The sequence below is a fragment of the Desulfovibrio sp. UIB00 genome (assembly GCF_022508225.1).
GTDB lineage: Bacteria > Desulfobacterota > Desulfovibrionia > Desulfovibrionales > Desulfovibrionaceae > Desulfovibrio.
In genome coordinates this window covers 86,638-109,911 of sequence record NZ_JAETXJ010000002.1, presented here as the reverse complement: position 1 = coordinate 109,911, position 23,274 = coordinate 86,638, and the positions used below count along the sequence as shown (strand labels likewise).

At 60.2% G+C, this 23,274-nt stretch carries 24 protein-coding genes; 6 read left to right on the top strand and 18 right to left on the bottom strand.

The window, feature by feature from the left end:
• Positions 1–154 precede the first annotated feature (154 nt).
• Positions 155–1,405 (top strand): UDP-N-acetylglucosamine 1-carboxyvinyltransferase, encoded by a 1,251-nt coding sequence (gene murA / locus JMF94_RS03325; protein WP_240823766.1) that lies wholly within the window; start codon positions 155–157, stop codon positions 1,403–1,405.
• A gap of 106 nt (positions 1,406–1,511) precedes the next feature.
• A complete protein-coding gene (locus JMF94_RS03320) occupies positions 1,512–2,204 on the top strand; it encodes a BON domain-containing protein (RefSeq protein ID WP_240823765.1) in 693 nt (230 codons plus the stop codon).
• Positions 2,205–2,343: 139 nt separating this feature from the next.
• Here the strand turns inward: JMF94_RS03320 and JMF94_RS03315 are convergent, their stop codons facing one another.
• Genes JMF94_RS03315 through JMF94_RS03300 form a run of 4 tightly spaced genes read right to left on the bottom strand, consistent with a single transcriptional unit; the run spans position 2,344 to position 5,555 of the window.
• Positions 2,344–2,853, bottom strand: a complete 510-nt coding sequence (locus JMF94_RS03315; RefSeq protein WP_240823764.1) for a translation initiation factor 2 — start codon at positions 2,851–2,853, stop codon at positions 2,344–2,346.
• Between the two features lie 58 nt (positions 2,854–2,911).
• Positions 2,912–3,415, bottom strand: a complete 504-nt coding sequence (locus tag JMF94_RS03310) for a cob(I)yrinic acid a,c-diamide adenosyltransferase (protein WP_240823763.1) — start codon at positions 3,413–3,415, stop codon at positions 2,912–2,914.
• Positions 3,415–4,419 (bottom strand): AmmeMemoRadiSam system radical SAM enzyme, encoded by a 1,005-nt coding sequence (amrS, locus tag JMF94_RS03305; RefSeq protein WP_240823762.1) that lies wholly within the window; start codon positions 4,417–4,419, stop codon positions 3,415–3,417. The genes JMF94_RS03310 and amrS overlap by 1 nt, the downstream gene beginning before the upstream one ends.
• A 2-nt stretch (positions 4,420–4,421) precedes the next feature.
• Positions 4,422–5,555 (bottom strand): hypothetical protein, encoded by a 1,134-nt coding sequence (locus JMF94_RS03300; protein ID WP_240823761.1) that lies wholly within the window; start codon positions 5,553–5,555, stop codon positions 4,422–4,424.
• Positions 5,556–5,698: 143 nt separating this feature from the next.
• On the opposite strand from JMF94_RS03300, the gene purM reads away from it, so the two are divergent.
• Both purM and JMF94_RS03290 read left to right on the top strand, forming a co-directional pair.
• Positions 5,699–6,757: a phosphoribosylformylglycinamidine cyclo-ligase gene (gene purM / locus JMF94_RS03295; protein ID WP_240823760.1), complete on the top strand. Its 1,059-nt coding sequence runs from the start codon at positions 5,699–5,701 to the stop codon at positions 6,755–6,757.
• Between the two features lie 161 nt (positions 6,758–6,918).
• Complete coding sequence (locus tag JMF94_RS03290) at positions 6,919–7,383, top strand: YccF domain-containing protein (RefSeq protein ID WP_240823759.1); 465 nt, start codon at positions 6,919–6,921, stop codon at positions 7,381–7,383.
• Positions 7,384–7,439: 56 nt separating this feature from the next.
• On the opposite strand, the gene JMF94_RS03285 is transcribed toward JMF94_RS03290, so the two are convergent.
• On the bottom strand, positions 7,440–8,039 hold the full coding sequence (locus tag JMF94_RS03285; RefSeq protein WP_240823758.1) for a TetR/AcrR family transcriptional regulator: 600 nt from the start codon (positions 8,037–8,039) through the stop codon (positions 7,440–7,442).
• A 120-nt stretch (positions 8,040–8,159) separates the two neighbouring features.
• On the opposite strand from JMF94_RS03285, the gene JMF94_RS03280 reads away from it, so the two are divergent.
• A complete protein-coding gene (locus JMF94_RS03280) occupies positions 8,160–8,936 on the top strand; it encodes a MipA/OmpV family protein (protein ID WP_240823757.1) in 777 nt (258 codons plus the stop codon).
• 107 nt (positions 8,937–9,043) lie between these two features.
• Here the strand turns inward: JMF94_RS03280 and JMF94_RS03275 are convergent, their stop codons facing one another.
• From JMF94_RS03275 to JMF94_RS03240, 8 genes are all read right to left on the bottom strand, one after another.
• Complete coding sequence (locus tag JMF94_RS03275) at positions 9,044–9,760, bottom strand: DUF134 domain-containing protein (protein WP_240823756.1); 717 nt, start codon at positions 9,758–9,760, stop codon at positions 9,044–9,046.
• A 271-nt stretch (positions 9,761–10,031) separates the two neighbouring features.
• A complete protein-coding gene (locus JMF94_RS03270; protein ID WP_240823755.1) occupies positions 10,032–10,397 on the bottom strand; it encodes a hypothetical protein in 366 nt (121 codons plus the stop codon).
• 6 nt (positions 10,398–10,403) lie between these two features.
• A complete protein-coding gene (locus tag JMF94_RS03265; protein ID WP_192112333.1) occupies positions 10,404–10,781 on the bottom strand; it encodes a NifB/NifX family molybdenum-iron cluster-binding protein in 378 nt (125 codons plus the stop codon).
• Between the two features lie 12 nt (positions 10,782–10,793).
• Positions 10,794–11,717, bottom strand: coding sequence for an ATP-binding protein (locus tag JMF94_RS03260; protein WP_240823754.1), 924 nt, complete (start codon positions 11,715–11,717; stop codon positions 10,794–10,796).
• Entirely contained in the window at positions 11,710–12,615 is a 906-nt protein-coding gene (locus JMF94_RS03255) for an ATP-binding protein (RefSeq protein ID WP_240823753.1), read from the bottom strand. Before JMF94_RS03255 ends, JMF94_RS03260 begins: the two co-directional genes overlap by 8 nt.
• 6 nt (positions 12,616–12,621) lie before the next feature.
• Positions 12,622–12,972, bottom strand: a complete 351-nt coding sequence (locus JMF94_RS03250; protein WP_240823752.1) for a NifB/NifX family molybdenum-iron cluster-binding protein — start codon at positions 12,970–12,972, stop codon at positions 12,622–12,624.
• Positions 12,973–13,116: 144 nt separating this feature from the next.
• Entirely contained in the window at positions 13,117–14,193 is a 1,077-nt protein-coding gene (locus JMF94_RS03245; protein ID WP_240823751.1) for a dihydrodipicolinate reductase, read from the bottom strand.
• Positions 14,194–14,292: 99 nt separating this feature from the next.
• Positions 14,293–15,246: a DMT family transporter gene (locus JMF94_RS03240; protein WP_240823750.1), complete on the bottom strand. Its 954-nt coding sequence runs from the start codon at positions 15,244–15,246 to the stop codon at positions 14,293–14,295.
• A gap of 122 nt (positions 15,247–15,368) precedes the next feature.
• On the opposite strand from JMF94_RS03240, the gene JMF94_RS03235 reads away from it, so the two are divergent.
• Positions 15,369–16,274 carry a LysR family transcriptional regulator gene (locus JMF94_RS03235; protein WP_240823749.1) on the top strand — a complete coding sequence of 302 codons (906 nt, stop codon included), beginning with the start codon at positions 15,369–15,371 and terminating at the stop codon, positions 16,272–16,274.
• Between the two features lie 80 nt (positions 16,275–16,354).
• Here the strand turns inward: JMF94_RS03235 and JMF94_RS03230 are convergent, their stop codons facing one another.
• From JMF94_RS03230 to pheT, 5 genes are all read right to left on the bottom strand, one after another.
• A complete protein-coding gene (locus JMF94_RS03230; RefSeq protein WP_240823748.1) occupies positions 16,355–17,524 on the bottom strand; it encodes a phosphoglycerate kinase in 1,170 nt (389 codons plus the stop codon).
• 44 nt (positions 17,525–17,568) lie between these two features.
• Positions 17,569–19,575: a transketolase gene (tkt, locus tag JMF94_RS03225; RefSeq protein ID WP_240823747.1), complete on the bottom strand. Its 2,007-nt coding sequence runs from the start codon at positions 19,573–19,575 to the stop codon at positions 17,569–17,571.
• Positions 19,576–19,586: 11 nt separating this feature from the next.
• The gene (gene rpe / locus JMF94_RS03220) at positions 19,587–20,306 is read right to left on the bottom strand and encodes a ribulose-phosphate 3-epimerase (RefSeq protein WP_240823746.1); all 720 of its coding nucleotides are present in this window, start codon (positions 20,304–20,306) and stop codon (positions 19,587–19,589) included.
• Positions 20,307–20,411: 105 nt separating this feature from the next.
• Positions 20,412–20,765: a MerR family transcriptional regulator gene (locus tag JMF94_RS03215; protein WP_192112323.1), complete on the bottom strand. Its 354-nt coding sequence runs from the start codon at positions 20,763–20,765 to the stop codon at positions 20,412–20,414.
• A gap of 78 nt (positions 20,766–20,843) precedes the next feature.
• Positions 20,844–23,252 carry a phenylalanine--tRNA ligase subunit beta gene (gene pheT / locus JMF94_RS03210; RefSeq protein ID WP_240823745.1) on the bottom strand — a complete coding sequence of 803 codons (2,409 nt, stop codon included), beginning with the start codon at positions 23,250–23,252 and terminating at the stop codon, positions 20,844–20,846.
• Positions 23,253–23,274: the final 22 nt, after the last annotated feature.

Genomic DNA, 23,274 nt, shown 5'->3' with positions numbered 1-23,274 from the left:
CTAGAAAAGTATCTACACTTGCAACCGCTGCTTGGCTTAGCGGCAAAAATCCGCCAGCCATGCCACTTGCCCGCCTCGCAAGCCAAGATATCGCGTCTAAAATTCAGGCGCTGACGGCACGTCTGGCGTCAAACATTTTTTTCGGGGACACTCCATGGACAAACTGGTTATTGAAGGCGGCGTTCCGCTTACTGGCGGCATTGAGGTCAGCGGGTCCAAAAATGCGGCCTTGCCCATTCTTTTTGCCTGCATTCTGCTGTCAGAGCCGGTCACAATCACCAATGTGCCCAACCTGCGTGATATACATACCACCATCAAGCTCCTGAACATGTTGGGCTGCACCTGCGAATACAACGATCATCGGGTACAGGTGCAGCCCGGCAATTTACTGCCGGAAGCTCCATATGATCTGGTGCGCACCATGCGCGCCTCTGTTCTGTGCCTTGGCCCGCTGCTGGCCCGCATTGGTCAGGCGCGCGTAGCCCTGCCCGGCGGTTGCGCCATTGGCGCACGCCCCGTAGACCAGCATCTCAAAGGGCTGGAGCAGATGGGCGCCAGCTTTCAGCTTGAAGAAGGCTATATCATTGGTCGTTGCCGCCAGCTCAAGGGCGCGCACATATCTTTTGACATGCCCACAGTGGGCGGCACGGAAAACCTGCTCATGGCCGCAGCCCTTGCAGATGGCGAAACTGTACTCGAAAACGCCGCCCGCGAGCCAGAAATTGTTGACCTCGCAAACTTTTTGCGGGCCTGCGGCGCAAAAATCGAGGGGCACGGCACATCCGTTATCCGCATTCAGGGCGTTACCTCCTTGCACGATGGGGAATACCCCGTCATGCCCGACCGCATTGAGGCGGGAACCTTCCTCGTGGCTGCTGGCATCACTGGCGGCGAACTGATGTTGCGCAACTGCCCTTTCAAAGATCTTGAAGCCGTTATTCTCAAACTGCGCAGCATGGGCATGGAGATCACCAACACCCCCGAGGGTGTGCTGGCGCGTTGCGCTGGCCTCTTGCGCGGCACGGATGTAAAAACCCAACCCTACCCGGGCTTTCCCACAGACATGCAGGCCCAGCTTATGGCGCTCATGTGCCTTGCCGAAGGGGCCAGTGTTGTGGAAGAAAGCATTTTTGAAAACCGCTTCATGCACGTGCTTGAGCTCATGCGCATGGGCGCGCAGATCAAGGTTTCCGGCCACACGGCCATGGTGCGCGGCGTGCAGAAGCTCACCGGCGCGCCAGTGATGGCCTCCGACCTCCGCGCCAGCGCCTCGCTGGTTCTGGCAGGCCTGGCGGCCAAGGGTGTTACCGAAGTACGGCGCATCTACCACCTCGACCGTGGCTATGAAAGCATCGAGCACAAGCTCAACGCCGTTGGGGCGCGTATCCGCCGCGAAAAAGAATAAAAAACTTCGCTCCTTTTGCAGGTAGCCTCCATGGCACGCCTGCAAAGACGAGTTGATCGACTACGTTAAGACGATTCGCCCGCAACGCGGGGTTCAGGAGGATTCCATGAAACGACTGGCGCTTCTACTGCTGCTGTTTTGCGTCACGCTGCTGAACGGCTGCGCATACACCGGCTATTCCATCTATGACGACCAGCGCCTGATGGGCACCATGTCGGACGACAAGGAACTCTCTGCCAAAATCAAGACTGCCCTGCTTGACGAAAGCTTCTCTGGCGGCTGGTCTGTTGCGGTATACAGTTTTTACGGCCATGTTTTCCTTGTGGGTGAAATACCCGACACAATGCAGGGCAAGGCTGTGACCATAGCCAACCGCTACAAACCCCGCTCGGTCACGACCCACTGGTTCACCCCCGCCACCAGCGACTCCAGCAATTTTGTGCTGGCCACCAAGCTGCGCAAAGACCTTATTGCCACCAAGGGGCTTTCTTCCACCCGTATAGATACGGAGGTAAATTCCGGGCGTGTGGTGCTGCTTGGCGTGGTGAGGGATGATGCGGAAAAGCAGCTCGCCATCCAGGCCGCGCGCGGTGTTGGTGGTGTGACGGGCGTAACAAGCTACCTCATGTTCCCCCAAAAGGCGGGCCAGCTTGATAACATGCAGCCGGAGCATGCCACAGGCGTGAGCCCCATGGACGGCAGCATGGAACCCTCCGGCAGCCCAAGCATCACCCCGGTTTCCAGCGGCGCGAACAGCCCCGGCGGTTCTGGCGATGTGGAGTCGCGCGAGCTGCCGTAGCTACCGAAACTTAATATGGCATAAATCAAAAAGCCGCCTCCCCTGCAAAATTTTCTTGCAGGGGAGGCGGCTTAACATTTGCGCAACAGCCCTTCAGATTTGAGGCACTTTTACCAGAGCCAGACTAGAGTCATCGGGCTCAGAGTTCGCTCCCACGCGCCCGCAATTTCTCGCCCATGCGGCGTAAAACCGGGTTCGACTCGACCTCAAAATCTTTCCAGTCGGCATCGACGTAGGCCAGCAAGGCGGCCACAACGTCCAGCGCTTCTTCCACGCTGTCAACCCAGCCTCTGACAGCCCCGTGCAGCATCAGCCCCGGCCCTTCCAGCGGGCCGCGAATACCCAGCACAGGAACTCCAGCCCCGGCGGCCAGCCCCACCTCCACCCCGGCGTCCTGCCCGGAAGCGCCGTAATAAATGACCATATCCGCTGTCAGACACGCATTGTGGCAAAAGGCGTAGACCTCGCCGCCGTCACGGTCGGTGTCCATCCAGATGCGCCGCTCGGCGGGGGTCAACCCTGGCGGCGGTACGGCTTTGTCTGTCCAGTCCAGCATGCGACAACCCATGCCCCGCAGTTCGCGCCCCAGAAGGCGCACTCCGTGCTTGTGCTTGAAAGACCCGGCCACATAGATGGTCAACACAGACATATACCCGAATTCCTTTTGCAAATACCGGCAAACACACCCAGAAAGGCAACCACAGAGGCTAAAATTCTATGCCCGGAGCTGCTTTGACACCAGTGCGCCAAGGATGCTTGATTTCGGTCATGGAGGTCACAAGGTCTGCCGCATCCACGAGCCATTCTGGCGCACTGCGGCCAGACAGCACGAGATGACAATCCTTGGCGCGTGCCAGCGCCATGAGTTCTTCCAGCTCCTGCTGCCCAAGTATCCCGGCGCTCAGGGCATACAGGGTTTCATCCAGCACCAGCATGTCTGCCTGCTCGAGCTGCTCGCGCGCCCAGCCGAGCACACGCAGGGCAGCCTCACGGTGCGCGGGGCGCTCTGCATCGGTACGCAAAAAGCCCAAGCCACCGGCAAAAAAGCGCTCTCCCAGCAGCTTGGCAAGCATAGCCTGCTCGCCCGCCTGCCCATCGCGCTTCATAAACTGCCCAAAGGCCACAACCATATTCTGCCCCAGGGCACGCACGGTCTGCCCCACGCAGGCGCTGGTTTTTCCTTTGCCGTCACCTGTATACACAAGAATCATTATTTCCAGACTCCCGGGATCTGCACGCCGCACTTGGGGCACTTGCCTTCTGCACCCCGCACGCGCGTGTCGTATCCGTTCCGTTCAATAACCAGCGCATTGCATTCCGGGCAAAACGTATTGCTGCCCAAGGGGCTACGCGTGTTTCCTATATAAACATAATTCAGACCGGCCTCGCGCCCGATGCGCCAACAGGCCTCAAGTGTTGCCAGCGGCGTGTCCGGGTGGTCGATCATCAGATGCGCGCCGTGAAAACCCGTCACATGCCAAGGAGTATCCGGCCCCAGCTCGTCACGGATAAAGGCCGCAAGCGCTTCCATTTCCGCCTGACCATCATTGAGGCCGGGAATAACCAGGGTTGTGACCTCAAGCCACCAGCCAAGTTTTTTGATGGCCTTCAGATTTTCCAGCACAGGCTGAAGATGCCCGCCGCAATATTTGTGGTAAAAGGCTTCGCTGAACGACTTCAGATCCACATTGGCGGCGCAGATGCACCGACTCAGGGCCGCCAGGCAATCCTTGGACATATAGCCGTTGGTCACAAGCACACTGCGTATGCCTTTCTTGGCCGCCATGCCTGCGGTTTCGTAAAGCAATTCAAAAAAAACCGTGGGTTCGTTGTAGGTAAAGGCCATGGTCTGGGCGCGGTTGGCCTGAGCCAGGGCCAGCAGATCTTCTGGCGCAGCGCGCTTGCCGGGCACAATGCCGCTTTCCGGCACGTGGGCTATATTGTTGTTCTGGCAAAAATGGCAGGAAAAGTTGCATCCGGCGCTACCCACAGAAAAAATCTTGCTACCGGGCAAAAAATGGTAAAGAGGTTTTTTTTCAATGGGATCCATGGCAGCAGCGGTAACGACCTTGCTGACCAGAGAAACCATTTCTCCCCGCATGTTGACGCGCACCCCGCAAATGCCCTTGGCCCCTTTGCGCAGGCGGCAACGGTGAGCGCACAGACGACATACAACAGTGCCGTCAGGCTGAGAATCCCAAAGCGCGGCAAGCATGCTCAACGCCTCTCCCTTCCATCACGGCCCCAGTCGGCGCCGCGCGGGTCATACTGTGAATCGCCCTGATTGCCGGGGCGCGGGTTATACCTGTCGTCTCCCCGCTGGTCATGGCTGTTGTCGCGTGGCCTGTTGGGGCCGTTGTAGCCACCATCGCGCGAATCATACGGATCGCGGCGCGGGCCATCGTAACGTCCATCGTGCGGCCTGTCATCATACCGGCGATTATCATACTGCCGATCGTCATAGCGCCGATCATCGTAACGCCTGTCGTCATGCCGCCTGTCGTCATGGCGATGCCTGTTATGGTCTGGTTGCGGCGCGGGCTGCCAGATGACCGAAGGCATGTTCTGCTGCCCCGGCCACGAAGGCCCGCCGGGTCTGGGCATGGAACCATACGGATTGGGCCCCCAATGGTTGCCCTCGGGGTAAATCTGCGGAGCCACAAAAAAAGTGCCGTAGTTCTGCTGATCCGGGGGAGCGGGCGGCACTACAGAGGTGATGATGTCGCCAGTCTGCGGATCGCGATACTGGGTCGCGATGCCTCTGTCGTTGAAATTTTCACCCTGGAGCTGCCCTGTGCCCGAAACAACGCTGCCGCTCTGCCCCTGCCAGCCGGGTGCTGGCGCAGGATAAGGCGCATAGCCAGGCCCATAACCCGGCGTATACTCGGGGGCAAAGCCGGGGGCAGGCGCTGGCGGCGGCACGACGGCAGGATTTGGCACAGGGGCCGCAGAGGGAACAGGAGCGGGGGCAGGAGCATCCGCTGGCCCCGGCAGGGAACCAAAAGAGGAATAGGGAGCCATGCCCCCTGCACCGGGCCAAGGGGTCGGCTGCCCAGGGGCGGCAGACTGCAAATCGGGTGACGGCCCAGCCGCCTGTTGGCCTGGCTGTTGATTTGGCGGCTGCCCCGGTTGCGGGTCAGGCTGTTGCGGCGCAGCTGGTTTCTCTACAGATGGCCGGGCTGGCGCAACAGGAGGTTCTGGCTGAGCAGGCTGAACCGCCTGCACGGGGCCAAGCTTCACGCCAGAGACAGGCGCGCGGTATTCCGCAGCGCCATCCGCAGCAAGGGACGCGCCGGAACAAACGAACGTCAGTACGGCGCAGAAAATATACAATCCGGCATATCTACGCATGGCACGCTCCTTACCCCTCCGATTTTATTCTAGCAGTGGCGCGCAAGCCGGTCTATGAAAAAACTCGCGGCTACGGCCTCAAAAAGTCGCTTGGGGTTTGAAAGAACCTGTGGTATGTAGCGCAGATTCAAAGGAGGCAACGGATGTCCAGCGACCGCGCAAAAGCCTACACTCAGGCAGGCGTTGATATTGAGGCGGGAAACGCTCTCGTTTCACGCATCAAAGGCATGGTTCAGAGCACGCAGACCAGAGGCGTCATTTCCGATATTGGCGGCTTCGGCGGCCTGTTCCGGCCTGACCTCAACGGCATGACCGAACCTGTGCTTGTTTCTTCCACCGATGGCGTGGGAACCAAGCTCAAACTGGCTTTTGCCTGCAACAAGCACGATACTGTGGGCATCGACCTTGTGGCCATGAGTGTCAACGACATTCTGGTTCAAGGTGCCAACCCCCTGTTTTTTCTTGACTACTTTGCAACCGGCAAACTTGACGTAGAAACCGCCCAGACCGTCATTGGCGGCGTGGCCGAAGGTTGCCGTCAGTCCGGATGCGCCCTGCTTGGCGGTGAAACCGCCGAAATGCCCGACATGTACGCACCCGGCGAGTATGACCTTGCCGGTTTTTGCGTGGGCATTGTAGATAATGCCAAGCTCATTGACGGCTCCGGCATTCAGGTGGGCGACAAGATCATCGGCATCGCCTCCTCTGGCCTGCACTCCAACGGCTTTTCCCTGGCCCGCAAGGTGCTTGACCAGAGCGGCCTTTCCCTCACCGATCCCTTCCCCGGCGCGGATGGAGCCAGCGTTGGCGATGTGCTGCTGACGCCCACCACCATCTACGTGGAAGCGGTGCGCTCCCTCCTGCGCGACATGAACGTCAAGGGCATGGCCCACATCACCGGCGGCGGCTTTTACGACAACATTCCCCGCGTACTGCCCTCCCAGGTGGAAGCGCGTATTCATTTTGGCAGCTGGCAGATGGCCCCCGTCTTCAACTGGCTCAAGGAAGCGGGCAACCTCAGCTGGCCGGAAATTCTGCAAATATTCAACGGCGGCATCGGCTATGTGCTGGTGGTTCCTGCCGATCAGGCCGAAGAAGCAATCAACCGCATTCAGGCCTTCAAGCTGCGGGCATGGTGCATAGGCGAAATAGCCCGCCGTTCCAAGGATGACGAACAGGAACAGGTCATCATCAACTTCTAGGGCATGGTCATTATTTATCTGCTCTAGCCCAGATTATAAAGGGCCGCCCGGCATCACCGGGCGGCCCTTTCGTTTCAAACTGCTTTTCTTTTTCGCATTGCGTTGACATACTCAGCGATCACGCCGCACGGATACCGCACGGCCCACTTCAGGAGGATATCATGAACAGCGCCATCAGTTGCCTTGGAAACGCCATCTGGTTTTTGTGCGGCGGCATTGTCATGGGCCTTGTGTGGTGGCTATACGGAGTGCTCTGCTTTATTTCCATCGTGGGCATTCCCTGGGGCAGGGCATGCTTTGTCATGGGCAACTTCGCCTTCTTCCCCTTTGGCAAAATGCCCGTTGCGCGCGATGTGCTCACCGGCAGGCAGGATGTGGGCACCGGCCCGTGGGGCACGGTGGGCAACATCATATGGCTTGTGTTGGCTGGCGTGTGGATTGCCCTGGGGCATCTGGTTTCCGCCGTCATGTGCGCGGTGACCATAATCGGCATTCCTTTTGCTTGGCAGCACGTCAAACTTGCTGCGCTGGCCCTCTGTCCCATCGGCAAGACCATTGTACCCGCGCCCCTGGCCGATGCTGCCGAACGCGCAGCAGCAGAACGAGGCTTCCGCGACGGGCACTAGTAAAGATCGCTTTGCCGCATCACCACGTGATCAAAAATCGCGGAACTGGCGCAGCTTCAGTCAGCGGATTCGCAGGCGAACAGTTCCGCCAGTTGCTTTGCATAAAATTTATTCATGTACTCAATGTCAATCCGGGGCGAATCAGCTCCGCGCAGCAGATTAACGACCATTGACGCCCCCATGATCTGCGCCAGTATCAGCTCTGCCCGCGTGGCGGCCTGCTCACCGGGCAGCACTTCCATGATATTCTGGCGGATGTTGTCGTAGGTTTTTGCCATCACGTCCGAGACGTTAGGGTCCAACGCAGAAAGGGCCGTGATGCGAAAATCTGTGGCCCACGCGCTCTGCGCTCCGCCAGAAAGAATGCTGCCCATGGCCATACTGGTTTTTTCCATAGGCGGCACATCAGGCAGGGCTTCAATGCCTTCTGAATTCAGAATGGACGCCACTTCAAGAAAAAGATTCCTTTTTGAGCCGAAATAGCGGCTGATAAGTGCCGGGTTTACCCCGGCCGCTGCGCCGATTTCACGTATCCCCACATTGCCGTAGTTGGCTTTGGCAAAGAGCCTTCGCGCCGCCTGCAAAAGACGGTTTCTGGTTTCTGCGGCATTGCGTTTGCGCTGCGAGCCAGTGACTGGTTTACGTTCAGGAGCCATTGCTATCCCCTATGGTTGCTGCGGCTTGACACCGTTGGTTTCATGAGGCTACTTTTGAGTAATCAATTGATTACAGATTTTCCATAAAAAGTGCAATGCCTTTGTTGCACGGGAGGGTTCATGAAAATACGGGGATTGTCGTGCTTTGCGGCATTAACCATCCTTCTTTTAACGGCTTTTTCTGCCATTGCGGAAGAAGGCAAAACCGACAGCAACAGATGGGGATTCAACCTAGGCATTGGCGGCACTGTTTCCACCTCGGAATACAAGGGAGTGGAAAGGCTGGGTACGGCCCTGCCCTTGCTGGGATATGAAGGCGAGTATCTGTATTTGCGGGGATTGAGCGGCGGCGTGCACCTGTTCAAGAACGAATACCATGAGGTCAACGTGCAGCTTTCGTATCTGCCGCAGCATTTTTATGCTTCATGGAGCGACAACTCGGGCATGAAAAAGCTTGATGACCGCTATGCCTCGGCAATGGCCGGCATCAACTACCGCTTGCGCACTGAACTTGGCGTGCTCGCCGCCACTCTTTCCACTGATGCGCTGGGCGTGAACAAGGGCGTGATGGCTGACGCCTCCTATTCCTACCCCATCCGCTTTGCCAATATGTCGCTTATCCCCACGGCTGGCGTGCAGTGGACCGATGTGAACTACAATGACTATTATTACGGAGTGAGCAAGAGCGAGGCCCGAGCCAGCGGCCTGAGCAACTACTCGCCGGAATCAGCCCTCTCGCCTTATGCCGAACTGACCTTGCGGGTCGGCCTTACAGAAAGCTGGAGCGCCTTTGTGAGTGGAAAAAGCCAGTTTTTGGGACAGGAAATAACCGACAGCCCCATGGTTGAACGCAACAACAAGTATTCGTTGAGCGGGGGCTTTCTTTACGCATTCTAGAGCAGTTGGCATTACCAGTTTTCCCGGAGGCTTGCCGCCGGGTTATCACCAGGGGCGCTTTCTGAACGGGCGGAAATGTGCGGGCCTTTGCCGCGACCTGCACTGCTCTACCGTTCAGAAGCGCAACCGCCCTGACAAAGATGCCCGGGGCCGAAAGGAACAAGCCTGCCCGCAGCAAAGGCGTTAAGACAGTCTGCCACTGTGGGCAGATTGGCATTGTAATACACGGCTATACCTGCCTCCTGCAAAGCCCGCAGGGGCCTCATGCCCATGCCGCCCGCGAGCAGAGCGCCAACGCCAAGACGCAGCAGGGCCTGTACAGGCCCGGCGCAATCCCCGCCCTGATGCATGGGATTGGGCTGAATGCTGACCGCCCCGATATTGCCGTCTTCCACCCTGGCAAGGGTATAGAACTGACATCGGCCAAAATGCGCGTTGGGCGCAGCATCCAGGCCGCCAGGGGCAATGCTTGGCACAGCCACCACCAGCCCGCCCGGCATGGCATCCTCGCTTGCTACCCCCTCGGCAGTCGCATCCACAGCGCACACCCCGCCCTCAATGCGCAGGGCCTGCCCCTGCACAAGAGCCTGAGCCACGCTGCGGCGCGCGCGCCGCAAAAGCCTGCCAAAGGTATGCCGCGAAACACCCATGCGGGCTGCGGCGGCATCCATGTTCAGGTCTTCAAAATCAGCCAGCCGCAGGGCTTCCAGGCCATCCAGCGACAGCACAACCTCTTCAAGTTCGTGCAGGGGAATACCGTTGGGCTTGAAACATCTGTTTTTTGGCAGGGCGCTTACGCGCCTGCAATGGCAAGGTCTTGGCATAATTTCCCAGTAATATGGTTTTATTTGAGAATAAGCCAATGCCACGCCTCGCGCAAGTGGCGCAAGCCGTGACCGTGCACATCCGCCGCTCTGCGCATGACCGGGCCAAAACCGGGAGGGGTAAACCCGGTTCAGGCCCGGCCATGCTTCCCGTGGGCCGGAGGCTGCTTGCGCGCAGGCAGCGCGCGCCCAAGGCGCCATGCAAACCAAGGGTACGGGCAATGGTTTGCGGGAACAATAGAACCTGCCGCGCATGGCGGCTCTCATTTTATCAGGCCTGAAGCTCTGTCAGCAGGCGCGTCACACGGTGGGCATCGTCGGCGGTTGGCATTGTCGGCAGCGAGGCAAGAATACCCAGACCTTCCATGATGTCATGAAAGACATCCTCGGGCATTGAGCTGACAACCGCCGTATGCACCAGCGCATTCACGCGCATGATGCCGATGACATCCTGCTTCGCCTGTTCCTGCGAGACGGAATCCAGCACCACCAGCGCCGGGGCCTGCTTTTGCACGCAGCGTTTGCAGGCATCGGCATCAGCAACCGTGGTTACGGCGCAGCCCTGACGTTCAAGCTCCGCCACAAAGGCGGCAAAAGCTGCGGGCCGCCCTGTCTGCAACAGAATGGAGCGCTTCATAACGGTTTAATGCCCGCCGCCGCAGGTATGCTCGGGGGTGAATTCCGTCAGTTTGCCCTGGCAAAATGCCTGTACGGCCATGCCCACGGTGGGCTGGTTGCCTGCAAAGTACACGCTGATGCCCATCTGGTTGAAGCCCATGAGGGGGCGCATGCCCATACCGCCAGCCAGAAGAGCATTGACGCCGTGGGAAGCCAGATACTGCACAGGGGCCATGCACCCGCCCTGCTGATGGGGGATGGATTCAAGGGTGGACTGAGCGGCGACCTGACCATTTTCCAGCTCCACGATGGTGTAAATATCGCAATGTCCAAAATGCATACCCATACCGGAATCCATGCCGCCGGGCATTTGCGAAGGAATTGCCAGAATAGTCTTGCTCATGATGCTTTCCTTTTACAGGTGGTTTATGCCGCCTTGCCGCCCAGGCTGCGATGCCAGGGAGCACACGCGCTCCCAGGCTGCAGCCAGAGTTTCGGCAAGGGGTTGGGTAAGGATTGAAATTTCTTCGGTCAGAGCCTGCCGCCGCACCATGGCCTGCGTGACCAGCGGGCTGAAGGGCAACTCGCCCACCACATGGTGCCCGCCCTCTGCGGCCACTGCGTGTATGCGGGCTACCTCTTCCGCGTTCAGGTCTGCCTTGTTGATGAGCACCGCCACGGGGATGCGGAAATGCGCGCACAGCTCCGCCACGCGGGCAAAATCATGCCGCCCCGAGGGCGTGGGTTCCACCACAGCTACGGCCAGAGCCGCGCCGGAAAGGGAGCTGATCACAGGGCAGCCCACACCCGGCGAACCGTCGCAAAGCACAAGGTCTGCGCCCATCTTGGTCGCCTTGTCGCGAGCCTGACGTTTGAGCAGGGCCACAAGCCTGCCGGAATTTTCCTGCCCGGGGTCAAGCTGCGCATGCACAAAGGGGCCAAAACGGGTATCGCTGACATACCACGCGCCACAAGTCCGTTCAGGAAACTCCACAGCGTGCGCCGGGCAAAGTTTGTGGCACACGCCGCAGCCTTCGCAACCCAGTTCGTCTATGGAGTAGAGGCCATCTTCAAGCCGCACTGCGTCAAAACGGCACAGCTCGGCGCAACGTCCACAGGCTGTGCACAGATCAGGATTGATGCGGGCCGTATTGCCGGAAATAAAAACTTCCTCCTGCTGCACCTGCGGGTCCAGCAGAATGTGCATGTCCGGCACGTCCACATCCAGGTCGCAGAGTACGGCCTTTTGCCCCTGTGCATGGGCCAGGGCGGCAAATGCGGCGCATACGGTGGTTTTCCCCGTACCGCCCTTGCCGCTGATAACAACTATCTCACGCATGGCTGGCCCCCTTGGCAAACTCCCGCAGTTTGACGGCAAGTTCTGCAAAGCGCTGACGCCACTCCTGACCGGTTGCGCCCTGCGCTTGCGTGGGCGGCAAGCCGTGGGCGTAAGCGTGGGCGGCCTCGCGCTGGAAGGGCAGTTCTGCCAATATGGGCAGTTTTGCGCCCGCGCACCATGCGCGCAGTTCATCCTCGCAATCGGCGTTGCCTTCCATGCCCACGCGGTTCATCACCACGGCAACGGGACGCCCCAACTGCGCAAAGGCCGCGTGCGCCAGCTTGAAATCATAAAAGCCAAAGGGGGTTGGTTCCGCCACCAGCAGTACGGCATCCGCGCCGCGAGCCGCCGTCATGGCGGGGCAGCTCACGCCGGGGGGAGCGTCCATGAGTGCGTCAGAGGGATGCCCCGCAAGCAATTCTGCCAGCTTGCGCTCCTGCGCACGCAGGAGGGGCGGAGTCATGGCCTCGCCCACGCGGGTACGGCCCATCAGAAAGGGGAGTATTTTGCTGCCAGCGGATACAGAACCCAGCAGCAGGGCGCCAAGCTCCCGCTGCGCCACGCGCAGCGCCTGTTCCGGGCACACCTCAAAACAGCCGCCGCAGCCGTGGCACATATCCTGAAAATACATGGGCTTTGCACCCATCATGGCAATGGCCCCGTAGGAACACATGGGGCGGCATGCGCCGCAGCCCGTGCATTTTTCCTCCACCAGTTCCGGCACTTCAAGATATACCGGCTCAGGCTCCGCGAGACTTGGGTGCAGCAAAAGGTGCAGATTGGGCGCTTCCACGTCCGCGTCCACAAGCAACAAGTCGCGCTCCCACTGTCCGGCAAGGCAGGCGGTCACGGTGGTCTTTCCCGCGCCGCCTTTGCCGCTGGCAATCACAATACGCATACGAGCCTACTTGTTGGGAGCCGTGGCCGGGCTGACCGAGCCATCGGCAAGACAGCGCACGGCTTCGCCCACGCTGCGGTTGTCCATGTCCTGATACACGTCGAGGCCAGCCGCCTTGAGGGCCGTAAAAGCCTTGGGCCCCACATAGCCGCTCATGACGGCCTGCACACCAAGAACAGCCAGCCGCTCAGCAGTCTGGATGCCAGCACCCTGCGCCGCCGCCTGCGATGCGCCGTTGTCCACATAATCTGCCTGCATGGTGTCCATATCCACGATCACAAATCCGCCAGCCCTGCCGAACCGTGGATCAACCTGCGATTCCAGCCCCGGCCCTTCGCTTGAAACGGCTACTTTCATGGCTACTCCCTTGCTCGTTATTTTTGCTCAAATGAGCATAATCCTGTACGCAAAAATGTCAACACCATAAAGAATCCGCCGCACCAACTTTTGCTGATACGGCGGACATGCCGCCCACAAGGCGGCCCGGGGGGGATGTAGAAACTACTTGTGCACGTAATGATCCAGAGGCTTTACCCTGTAGCTGTTGACCGGCATAAGGTCAGTGGTCACGTAGCCCGGCGCGGCGTTAATAAGGTCGGGTATGCGATTGACGATGGTGGCGCAGGTCAGTTCCACCGTGGCGGGACGGGTAATGACCACCTGCGTATCCGGCTCGCCCATGAGCGTCCAGTCGTTGCGGTCAACCTCGCCGGGCGCGTAAACCTTGCCCACGCATTCGCTCTCTATGACGATGCCCTCAGCCGTTTCCGTGGTCACGACGGCAGACATGCCCGTGGCGTGTCCGGCAGGGATGGTCATGCCCAGCGTTTCAGAGCGCAACTCAGCGCTGTGGGTCTGGGGCACGCACTTCTGCACCTGGCTTTTGACGGTAAGGCCCAGACGCTCCGCCAGCCAGCCGTTGACGTTCCACATATAGGAGGGCAAAAACTCGCCGCGCTCGATCAACTGCTGACGTTCGGCGGGCGAAATGGCGTCTGCCGAGGCAATTTCCTTCTCAAAGGCGGGCAGGTCAAGCCCCGCGCCGTGAACCTTGGCAAGGGCGATGCCGTAGTCTTCCACATTGTAGCTGGAGCTGCCCTTGATCTTGCTGATGGTGTGCATGGCCCCGGCCAGGGTGGCGATCAGGTTGCCCCAGAACACGTCCTGATAGCCGGAACCGCAAATCGTGCAGCCCGTTTTTTTCGCCATTGCGTCCACCTCGCGAGTGATGGTGGGCGATGAATTCATGGGAAAGATGGCTTCCTCATTGGTGGTGATGGCGTTGACGCCATTTCTGGCGCAGACCATGAGGGCATCCACGATATCGCGCATGAGGCTCATGGTGGTGATAATGCAGGCATCGGGTTTGAGCGCGGCCAGCACTTTGTCGGCCTCGTCAGCGTGGTGCACCACAACGCCCCGCTCCGGCCCGCCGATGATGGCGCTGATGTCCCGGCCGATCACTGCGGGGTTCACGTCAAAGGCAGCTACGATTTCCGCGCCTTTTTCGTACACGTAACGCATGGAATACTTGGACATCTTTCCGCAACCATACTGGGCAATCCGCAATTTGCTCATGAGTTTCCTCCTGGTTTGGAATGTGCAACCTGAAATACGCTTTCAGTTCCACCATACGCGCCGCTTGTGAAAAAACAAGCATGTCACGGATTGAAAAAATTAGCGCTTTTCCAACCTCACGCACAAAGCCACGCCAAGGCCCGTCACAATGGCGGCAGCACCCGCCACATCAGCGGGCTGGATGGGCACGCCCAGCAACAGTGCCGAAAGGGCCAGCCCGCTCAGAGGATTGAGCATGTTATACGCAGCCGCAGAGGACGCCCCCTGCGTGCGGATGAGCAACAACCACAGGGCCATGCCCAGCAGGCTCACCACAGCAAGCCAGACAAGCGCCAGTTGGGCCGGAATGGGAACCGCAAGAGGCGTCACACTGCTCTGCATGGCCACAGGGGCAAAACAGAGCATGGCGCAGACTGACATCCAGAAATTGACGGGCAGCAGCGGCATGTTGCTGTACTTGCCGCGAAAGAGCACCGCACCTACGGAAAATGCCACGGTTGCCCCGGCAGCCAGCAGCAGCCCCTGAACGGCCCCGCCCTCAAGCTTGCCCACGCCCACCATGAGCACAATGCCAGCGAGTGACAGGCCAAAGCCCAGCAGCTTTGCCGCGCTGAACGATTCCAGCCCGCGCGCAACGCCAAGTATAAGAGTGACAAAGGGCGAGCAGGACACAATGACCACAACCCAGGGAGGCGAGACCAGTTGCAGGGCGGAGAAACTCAGCCCCAGATAGGCCACGTTGTTCAGCAGGCCGAGCACAAATCCAGCCCGCAGCGCCCTGCCCGCCTGCGGCCCCCACAGGCTTTTGCCGCACAAGAGGCCAAGCACAAAAACGGTGCCCACAAAACGGTAAAACAGGCTTACGAATGGCCCCATTTCCGTCACCACAATCTTGCCCGCCACAAAGGCCGAGCTCCAGATAATGCTAAAGCACACGCCCGCAGCCACGTGTCGCCAGTTCAGACCTTTTTGGGCCGTGTTTGCCGCGCTTCCATTTCCCAATCCTGGCTCGCTCGCTTTCAGCGGCCTTTCCACACTTGCTGATTTTTCCATTTTTCACCCCTACCCCTTGCGGCAATATAATTGCGTCCACAGTAGGCGGGGGCTTGATAATTTGTAAAATTTATTTTTATCATAAACAAATCAGTTCAACTTATTTTAGGTGGTCAGCAGTTATGGAATTCCCGGCAGACACGCGGAGCATTACCCTTGAGCATATGCGGGCTTTTATTGCCGTGGGCCATTGCCGCAGCTTTCAGAAAGCCGGGGAGCAGCTCTGCCGCAGCCAGTCGGCGGTGACGCAGTCTGTCAAAAAGCTGGAGGCGCACCTCAACTGCACACTGGTGGAGCGGGGCAACGGGCACACCTTTGGCCTCACCACGGCGGGGCAACGCATTTTGCCGGAATTGGAGGATATTCTACAGCGCTTTGACGCGGTCCTGCGCGCAGCCCGGCAACCTGAATTGCGGGGACGCATCACGGTGGGTATCCCGCCAAGCTTCAGCACGGTGGAATTGCAGGCAGCCGTGGCCCGCCTGCTGGCCCTGAACCCTGACCTTCAGATCGGCGTCATCTCGGCCATGTCTGCGGACATTGACCGCATGCTGGCGGACGGCAGCCTGGATGTGGCCCTGATCAACCAATACCGCTTTGACAGCAGCCACGCGCCCGAGGGCATATTCGAGGTATTGGCGCAACAGCCTCTGCACTGGGCAAGCGGCGGACACATGGAGCTTGCGCCGACCGTGCCCGTGCCGCTTGCTACCTACAGCGAGGGCAGCCCCTGGCGCTCCGCCACGCTGGAAGCCCTCAATACCGCAGGCAGAAGCTATGATTTTGCCTATGTGAGCGCCTCGTACGAAAGCCTGTGCAGCTCGGTGCTGGCGGGTTTTGGCATAACCGCCCTGCCCGACTGGGATATGGACGGACGCTTTGTCATCCTTGACGGCACGTGCGACCTGCCGCCTCTGCCGCAGGTGCGAACAGTGCTTAAAACAGCCGCGACCAGCCCGGTGCTGCGGCAGTTTTGCGACTTCATCATGCAACTGCCATTTTTTAAAAACCTGCGCCCTCAAGCCTGAGCGCCGCACGCAAAAAGCCCCCGAATCCTGAGATCCGGGGGCCTGAATCAGCTATGAACGCCGCCGCAGAGCGGCATGTACTAGGACCTGTCTTCCAGCGCCGCCACCGAGGGCAACACCTTGCCTTCCAGCAGTTCCAGCGATGCGCCGCCGCCGGTGGAAATATAGCCCATCTTTTCGGACAGGCCGTATTTTTCCACCGCAGCCACGGAATCACCGCCGCCCACCACCACAAAGGCCTTGGAATCCGCAAGATAGTGCGCCAGGGCCTTGGTGCCTTCGCCAAAGGGATCGGTTTCAAATGCGCCCACAGGGCCGTTCCACACCACAGTGGCAACCTTGGACAGCAGTTTTTTGTACTGCGCAATCGTGTCGCGGCCTACGTCCAGAATCATCTGGTCTGCGGGCACATCGCCCACTGCGCGGGTGGTAGCCGCCTGACCGGGAGCCAGTTCCTCGGCGGTCACAACATCCACGGGCAGGGGCAGCTCCCTGTTGAGATTCTTGGCCTGCTCCATGATGCGCTTGGCGTCCGTCACCAGATCTTCCTCGTACAGGGACTTGCCGACCATATACCCGGCAGCCGCAAGGAAAGTATTGGCAATGCCGCCGCCCACAATGAGCACGTCCACTTTTTCCAGCAGATTTTCCAGCAGGGCCAGCTTGGTGGACACCTTGGAGCCGCCGATGATGGCAGCAAGCGGACGGGCGGGATTGTTCAGCACCTTGGCAAAGGCATCCAGCTCCGCCTGGAGCAGCGGCCCGGCGCAGGCAACCTTGGCAACGCGCACCGCACCCTCGGTGGAGGCATGCGCGCGGTGGGCCGCGCCAAAGGCGTCCATCACATATACATCACCCAGGGCGGCAAGTTGCGCGGCCAGGGCGGGGTCGTTCTTTTTCTCGCCCTTGAGAAAACGTACGTTCTCAAGCAGGGTCACGGTGCCGGGAGCCGCCTTGGCTTCTTCCAGGGTGGCGGCAAGGGCAACAGGCTTGTCCAGCAGCTCGGAGAGGCGGGCGGCCACGGGCTTGAGGGAGAACTGCTCTTCATACTGCCCTTCCGTGGGGCGGCCCAGATGCGAAAGCAGCACCACGCCCGCGCCTTTTTCAAGGGCCGTGGTAATGGTGGGCAGCGAAGCGCGGATGCGCTTGTCGTTGGATACCTGTCCGTCCTTCATGGGCACGTTCAGGTCTTCGCGAATCACAACGGTTTTGCCTGTCAGGTCCAGATCCTGCATTTTTTTGATGGGCATATGCGTTCTCCCTGTAAGAGGATTTGCTTCGTTCTGTCGGTCAGTTACTTCCCAAGCTGCCGGAAGAGGCCTTCCGCCACTTCCAGCACATGCGCCACGGTAAAGCCCAGACGCTCAAAAACGATCTTGGCAGGGGCGGAAGCGCCAAAACGCTCCATACCGATCACCGCGCCGTCCAGACCCACATGCTTGCGCCAGTAATCCGCAGCGGCGGCTTCAATGGCAATGCGGGCGCGCACGCCACGGGGCAATACGCTTTCCTTGTAGGCCGCGTCCTGCGCGTCAAAAATCTCTGCGCAGGGCATGGAGACTACGCGGGCCTTGCGACCATCGGCGGTCAGCTGATCAGCGGCTTCAAGGGCAAGCGACACTTCTGAACCAGTAGCGATAAGGATGATCTCGGGAGTGCCTTCGCAGTCGCGCAGCACATAGCCGCCGCGCGCAATGGATTCCACCTGGGCGGCGTCGCGCTGGCAGAAAGGCAGATTCTGGCGCGAGAGCGAAAGCCCGGTGGGCGTGTGGGCGCTTTCAAGGGCGCTGCGCCAGGCCACGGCGGTTTCCACCGTGTCGCAGGGACGCCAGAGGTTGAAATTGGGCATGAGGCGCAGCATGCCGAGCTGTTCCACAGGCTGGTGCGTGGGGCCGTCTTCGCCCACGCCAATGGAGTCGTGCGTCAGCACCCACACGGCGCGGATGCCCATGATGGCTGCCAGTCGCAGGGCGTTCTTGGCTTGGTCGGCAAAAGACATGAACGTGCCCGCGTAGGGGATGAACCCGCCGTGCAGGGCAAAACCGTTCATGATGGCGCTCATACCGAATTCGCGCACGCCGTAGGAAACATAGTTGCCCTTGTGGGTCTGCACGTCCATATGCTCGGAGGCGCTGGTCAACGTACCCACGGAGCCGGTGAGGTCGGCTGAGCCGCCCACAAGTTCGGGCAGGCGGGGCACGAGGCATTCAAGGGTTTTCTTGGAGGCCACGCGCGTTGCCGTTGTTTCAGCCTTGCTCACGGCTTCTTCAACCATGCCGCGCGCAATGGCGGCCCAGTCTTCGGGCAGTTCGCCGCGCATACGGCGGGTAAATTCTGCGGCAAGCTCGGGATTGGCCTTGGCGTAGGCGGCATAGGTATGTTCCCAGGCGGCCTCGGCAGCCTTGCCCTTTTCACGTGCGTCCCACGCGGAATACAGTTCCTGCGGCACTGTAAAGGGTTCTTCGCTCCAGCCCAGAGCCGCGCGGGTGGCTGCAATGCCATCGTCGCCAAGGGGCGAACCGTGGCAGGATGCGGAATCGGCCTTGGGCGAACCAAAACCAATGTGGGTGCGGCAGATGATCAGGCTGGGACGGCTCTGGTCGGCCTTGGCCTCGGCAATGGCGGCGTCCAGTGCGGCGGCGTCGTGCCCGTTGATGGGGCCGATGACCTGCCAGTGGTAGGCGCGGAAACGGGCCGCCACGTCTTCGTTGAACCAGCCGTCAATCTTGCCGTCAATGGAAATACCGTTGGAGTCATAAAGGGCAATGAGCTTGCCCAGGCCCCAGGTGCCAGCCAGAGAGCAGGCTTCATGCGAGACGCCTTCCATGAGGCAACCGTCGCCCGTGAACACATAGGTGTGGTGATCCACAACCGTGTGTTCGGGCGTGTTGTAACGGGCGGCCAGCATGCTTTCGGCCAGCGCCATGCCCACGGCGGAAGAAATGCCTTGCCCCAACGGGCCGGTGGTCATTTCAATGCCCAGATCAGGCTCATATTCGGGGTGCCCTGCGGTTTTGGCGCCCCACTGGCGGAAATTGCGCAGTTCTTCCATGGGCAGATCATAGCCCGTGAGGTGCAGCAAGGCATAGAGCAGCATGGAGGCATGGCCGTTGGAAAGCACAAAGCGGTCGCGGTCAAACCAGCGGGGGTTGCTCGGATTGTGCTTGAAACCGTGACGCCACAGGGCTTCGGCCATGTCGGCCATACCCAGCGGTGCGCCGGGGTGACCGGAGCGGGCTTTTTCAATGGCGTCCATGGCAAGGGCGCGGATGGCATTGGCGCACTGTCTGCGGGTGGGCATGACTCTTTCCTCTATTTTTGCGTGGTATGGTTGGCGGCGCGGCGTCTCAGGGCATCTTCCGCATGGCGGGGCGTTTTGCCCGCAAGCGGAGCCATAAAGGCGGCAAGCCGTTTGTCGTAAGGTTTATGGCCAAAAAAGGCCGAGCCGGACACAAGGACTTCCGCCCCGGCGTCCACAAGCTGGACCGTGTTTTCGGGGCATACGCCGCCGTCAATCTGGATGAGCGCCTCGGCCCCGCCGTTGGCGTCAAGCATCTGCCGGGCGGCGCGGATCTTGTCGAATGTGGCGGGGATGAATGCTTGCCCCGAAAAACCAGGGTTTACGCTCATGAGCAGCAGCATGTCCATGTCCGCCGCCAGCCAGCGGGCCGCGCTCACATCCGTGCCGGGGTTGAGGGCAAGCCCCGCCTTGCAGCCCATTGCCCGGATGGCAGTGAGGGTGCGCTGCGGGTGCTTGTCGGCCTCGGCATGGATGACCAGCATGTCTGCCCCGGCCTTGTGGAAGTCGGCAATATAGCGGGCCGGGTCGTTCACCATGAGGTGCACGTCAAAAAAAAGCCCGCTGACAGACCGTAGAGCCTTTATCAGCGGGGGACCAAAGGTGATGTTGGGCACAAAAGCCCCGTCCATCACGTCCAGATGCAGCCAGGTGACTCCGGCGGCTTCAAGTGCGCCAAGCTCTTCAGCCAGACGGGCAAAATCGGCAGACAGCAATGAGGGCGATAAGATCATGATTATATCGGGGTGAGCGTGTTTGCGGGGGAGGACCACCAACAGAAAGGGTCGCCTCCCCCGCGTCCCTTCCCTGAAATATTCTGTTACGCCAACAGGCGCAGCCTATTTTTCACTGAGCAGGCGGCGCAGTGAGATCAGTTCCCGCTGGAGCATGCGCATGAAATCCGGGTCTGGCACCGCCGCCACGCGTTCGGGCAGGCTTTCGTCCACAACGGCGCTGCCCGCGAGTACGCGACGCGCGCCTTCAATGGTCATGCCCTGTTCGTGCAGCAACTGCCGGATACGACGCAAGAGGGCCACGTTTTCTTCCGTGTACAGGCGCTGCCCCTTACCGGTGCGCAGCGGCGCCAACTGGGGAAACTCCGTTTCCCAGAAGCGCAACACATGGGTTTTGAGGTCGAGCAGTTCTGCGACCTCACCTATGCGGTAGGTATTGTCGGGCGTGTGGTCCGACATGTCATACCCCTCCTGACACTCTCTGAAAATGTGCCGGAATTGCGCAGGCCCGAAAAAACCGGGCCTGCGCGCACTGTGTTATATCTTTACGCCCAGAGCGCTTACAAGCGACTGTGCCACCTTCTCCCGCTCCTTGTCCACTTCCGTATCCTTGAGGGTACGCTCCGCATGGCGGAACGTGAGCCGGAAGGTCAGATTGCGCACGGGTTCCGCGCCCTGCTCCGTCTTGGGTTCAAAGCAGTCCACCAGGGCCACTTCGTCCAGCAGGGGCAGCTTGAGCCCCTGCACGTGGGCAGTGATGTCGGCCACCTTGAGGCCCGGCCCGGCGGTCACGGTAATGTCGCGCCGCACGGGCGGATACACTGGCAGGGGCGCAAAGCGCACCGTGGCGGCATCGTGCAGTTCGCGCAGGATGTCGAGGTTCATTTCAGCCAGCCACACGTCCTTGCGGGCGTGGTATTCGTCGGCCATGGCGGGTTTGACCCTACCCATGAAGCCCACGGCGCGGCCATCCACAAAGATATTCACGCAGGGCAGCAAAAAGGCATGCTCCTGAGCCAGTTCATAGATGGGCGCGCCAAGATGCAGATAGTGCAGCAGGTTTTCCACCACGCCCTTGAGGTCGGCATAATCCATGTCGCCCTCAGCCTGGGGCCAGGCCGTGTCGTAACGCGCGCCATACAGGAGCACGCCCAGCATGCCCGTTTCGCGGGCGGTGGTTTCAGAGGAGGCGTCAGCTTCAAAGATATTCGCAAGCTCAAACAGCCGCAGCCCCTGCGCTCCCTGAGCAAGGTTATTGCGCAGATCGTACATCAGGCCGGGGGCCAGGGCGGTGCGCAGGGCATCCTGTTCCGCCGAGAGCGGATTCATGATGGAAATACGGCCCTCGCGCGGCATGGCAAGATGGTCCATGTCCTTGTGGCCCACAAAGCTGTAGTTCACAGCTTCGTTGAGGCCGAGGCCAGCGCCCCAGTGCTTGAGGCGCGACCAGAATCCGTAACGCGATTCCGGCTCGCCTGCGCGGTCAAGGTTGCGGGCAATGGCGGGCAACACGGGGGCAATGGTATCCAGCCCGTGCACACGGCCCACTTCTTCGATCAGATCAGCCTCGCGGGTGAGGTCGGGCCTCCAGGAGGGCTGGCTCACGCGCCACACGGGGCTGCTTTCGCCCTTGTCCACATTGCAGCCCATGCCGGTGAGCACTTTTTCGTCAAAGTCCGCGCCAAGCTGCACACCCAGCAGGGAATCGGCTCGCGAGGGGCGAAATTCAATGCTGGCCGCTTTGAAGGGGCGGGGTTCGTTGATGGAAAGCCCGCGCTGCACACGCCCGCCGCTGACGGCGGCCATCATGGCGCAGGCGCGGTCAAGCGCCCACACGGTGCGCTGCTGGTCGATGCCGCGCTCAAAGCGGTAGGACGCCTCGGACGAGAGGCCCAGACGGCGCGATGTTTTGCGGATTGTGGCAGGCTTGAAGACCGCGCTTTCCAGAAACACATTGGTGCTGGCATCGGAAATTTCGCTGTTCAGGCCGCCCATAACGCCAGCAAGAGCCACGGCGCGCGCACCGTCGCGGATGCAGAGGTCGGCTGCGGTGAGCGCGCGTTCCTGCCCGTCAAGGGTGGTGAAGGTATCGCCTTCCTGCGCGCGGCGCACCACAATACGCCCGCCTTCCAGCTTGTCCATGTCAAAGGAGTGCAGGGGCTGACCGCATTCAAACAGAATGTAGTTGGTCACGTCCACGATATTGGAAATGGGGCGCACACCCACGGCATGCAGGCGGTGGCGCAGGCGCATGGGCGAAGGCCCGATCTTGACGCCCGTGATGACGCGGCCGGAATACAGCCAGCAGTGCTCGGGGTCGTCAATATCAATGGGAACCAGCACTTCCGCGCCGGAGTCCAGCTCCAGCGGCAGCTCGGGTATGGAGAGAGGCAGGTTGCAGGCCAGCGCTGTTTCGCGCGCGAGGCCAAGAACCGAGAGGCAATCGGCACGGTTGGGCGTGATGGAAATATCCAGCACTTCGCGGTCAAGCTCAAGCTGCTCCACCAGAGGCTTGCCCACCACAAAGCTTTCGGGCAGCACCATGATGCCTGTGTGGTCTTCAGTCAGGCCCAGCTCGCGCTCGGAGCAGATCATGCCAAAGGATGGCGCGCCGCGCAGCTTGGCCTTTTTGATCACCATGCCGTCAGGCATCTTGGTACCCACCAAAGCCACAGGCACTTTCTGGCCCGCAGCCACATTGGGCGCGCCGCAGACGATATCAAGCAGCTCGCCCTGCCCGGCGTCCACCTTGCAGACGTGCAGGTGGTCAGATTCCGGATGATTGTCGCACGAAACCACATGCCCCACCACAATGGAGCTTATGGCATCGTAGGGCCGACTGATATCTTCCAGCTCAAGGCCGAGCATGGTCAGGCGGTCGCCCAGCGCCTCAGCCGTTCCTTCATACGGAGTAAATTCACGCAGCCATGAAAGTGAGAGCAGCATAGTTCGTCCTGTTTCCGCGCCT